3 protein-coding genes are annotated in these 2602 nt (G+C 61.3%); all 3 read right to left on the reverse strand.

Annotation, left to right across the window (positions count from 1 at the left end):
• Positions 1 to 23: 23 nt before the first annotated feature.
• The 3 genes from ACE03M_RS00845 to ffh all read right to left on the reverse strand — a co-directional run bounded on the left by ACE03M_RS00845 (position 24) and on the right by ffh (position 2461).
• Positions 24 to 254: an RNA-binding protein gene (locus ACE03M_RS00845; RefSeq protein ID WP_009885102.1), complete on the reverse strand. Its 231-nt coding sequence runs from the start codon at positions 252 to 254 to the stop codon at positions 24 to 26.
• 1 nt (position 255) lies between these two features.
• Positions 256 to 684: a 30S ribosomal protein S16 gene (gene rpsP, locus ACE03M_RS00850; protein WP_143922490.1), complete on the reverse strand. Its 429-nt coding sequence runs from the start codon at positions 682 to 684 to the stop codon at positions 256 to 258.
• 160 nt (positions 685 to 844) lie between these two features.
• Positions 845 to 2461: a signal recognition particle protein gene (gene ffh / locus ACE03M_RS00855; RefSeq protein ID WP_485932216.1), complete on the reverse strand. Its 1617-nt coding sequence runs from the start codon at positions 2459 to 2461 to the stop codon at positions 845 to 847.
• Positions 2462 to 2602 lie beyond the last annotated feature (141 nt).

Here is a 2602-nt window from a genome sequence, read left to right on the forward strand (position 1 = left end):
CCCCCCCTTTCCCGATGAAGGTGTTACGCCTCGATGAGGTCCACTCGCACCGACTCGCGGCCGGCAAGAGAGTTGATCACGGTGCGCAGAGCCTTTGCGGTTCTCCCTGCGCGACCGATGACACGGCCGAGGTCTTCCGGGTGAACCCGGACCTCGAGCGTGGTCCCGCGCTGTGACGAGCGGGATCGAACAGCAACATCGTCGGGATGATCGACGATGCCGCGGACCAGGTGTTCGAGCGAATCAGCCAACATGTCAGGCTTCAGCGCTCTCTTCGGAAGCAGCAGGTGCTGCTTCTTCAGCAGGTGCTTCCGCAGCCTTGTCCGAACCCTTAGGAGTGATAGCCTCCTTGATCACCGAACCGGCAGTGGGAGCCACGTAGGCTTCCTTCTCCGGCTGTGGCTTCACAGTGTTCACTGCTTCGCCGACGCCGGTGTGCTTCTGCCAGTCACCGGTGAGCTTGAGCAGGGTGCGAACCTGATCGGTCGGCTGAGCGCCGACGGAGAGCCAGTGCTGCGCACGCTCCGAATCGATCTCGATGACCGAAGGGTTGCGTGTCGGGTGGTAGATGCCGATCTGTTCGATGGCCTTACCATCGCGACGTGTGCGCGAATCGGCCACGACGACGCGGTAGTGCGGTGCACGGATTTTGCCCATGCGGGTCAAGCGAATTTTGACTGCCACTTTAGTGGTGTCTCCTTTTGTGTTTTTGTTGCACAGAGGTTCCAGAAGAATCGTGGGGTTGACCTGTTGGAGTCTGTGACCTGGACTATCACCTCAACGTGGAAGAGAGGGCCCACGTCGGAAGCAAAAGTACAAGACCCAATTGTGCCAGAAAGCCCTATTACTTTCCACCTGGGAACATCCCGCCGAAGCCCTTCGGCAGATTCTTCATATCGAACTCTTCGTCACCGTCGAGATCGACGCCGCCGAAGGCCGAACCGACCGGATCCTTCGTCTTGCCGGACTTCTTGTCCTCAAGCGCCTGAGCCTGCTGGGCACGCTTGGCGGGGTTGCCCGACTGGCCGCCCTTGCGACCCTTCTTCTTCCCCACAGCCTTCTTCTTGCGATTCGCTCCGCCGCCGGGCGTTCCGCCCATTCCAGGCATTCCACCCATCCCCGGCATGCCGCCGCCTCCACCCATTCCGGGCATACCGCCGCCACGAGTCATCCCGCGCATCATCTTCTGCGCCTGAGTGAATCGTTCCATCAGCTGATTGACCGCGTTCACTGTGGTGCCGGCACCCTTGGCGATGCGCGAGCGGCGTGATCCGTTGAGGATCTTCGGGTTGGTGCGCTCTGCGGGAGTCATCGACCGAACGATGGCTTCGACGCGATCGACTTCGCGTTCGTCGAAGTTCTCGAGCTGATCTTTGTACTGGCTCATGCCGGGCATCATGCCCAGCATCTTCTTCATCGAGCCCATCTTCTTCAGACCCGACATCTGCGTCAGGAAGTCATTGAGATCGAAGTCCTCACCGGCTTCGACCTTCTTCTGGAGCTTCGCGGTCTCCTTCTCATCGAAGTTCTTCTCGGCCTGCTCGATCAGGGTCATGATGTCGCCCATATCGAGGATCCGGTCAGCCATCCGATCGGGATGGAACTGTTCGAACTCCTTCATCGACTCACCGGTCGACGCGAACATGATCGGCTTTCCGGTCACCTCGGCGACGGACAGCGCGGCACCGCCGCGTGAGTCACCATCGAGCTTCGAGAGCACGACACCGGTGAAGTCGACACCTTCGAGGAAGGCCTCGGCGGTCTTCACCGCGTCCTGACCGATCATCGCGTCGATGACGAACAGAACCTCATCCGGGTTGACTGCCGAGCGGATGTCGGCGGCCTGCTGCATGAGCTCTTCGTCGATGCCGAGACGACCGGCGGTGTCGACGATGACGACATCGTGGAGCTTCGACTTAGCGACTTCAAGAGAGTCGGTGGCCACCTGCACCGGATCACCGACGCCGTTGCCGGGCTCTGGTGCGTAGACGAACGCGCCTGCACGCTCGCCGACGATCTCGAGCTGGTTGACCGCGTTCGGCCGCTGCAGATCGGCGGCGACGAGCATCGGACGGTGACCTTCGGATTTCAGCCAATAGGCGAGCTTACCGGCCAGGGTGGTCTTACCAGCACCCTGCAGACCGGCGAGCATGATGACGGTGGGCGGGCGCTTCGCGTAGTTCAGGCGACGAGTCTCCCCGCCGAGGATGCCGACCAGTTCATCGTTGACGACCTTGACGACCTGCTGGCCCGGGTTCAGCGCACCCGAGACCTCTTCGGACAGCGCCCGCTCGCGAATGCGCCCGGTGAATGCGCGAACGACGGGCAGGGCGACGTCGGCGTCCAGAAGGGCGCGCCGGATCTCGCGGATGGTGCCATCCACATCGGCTTCGGACAGCCGGCCCTTGCCGCGCAGGTTCTTGAACGTCGCGGTGAGCCTGTCGGAGAGAGAATTAAACACGTACAAGCCTTCTTCACGATAATTGGTCGACTCCCTAGCCTAACAACTCACCGGTGTCGGACTGAAACCGAGAAAGCTGGGAAAGCGCCCACAACCGTCTCATCCCAGAACCTGTCGATGGGCCTTGAATGACCGATCGCC

The organism is Brevibacterium sp. AGC70, from assembly GCF_057334195.1.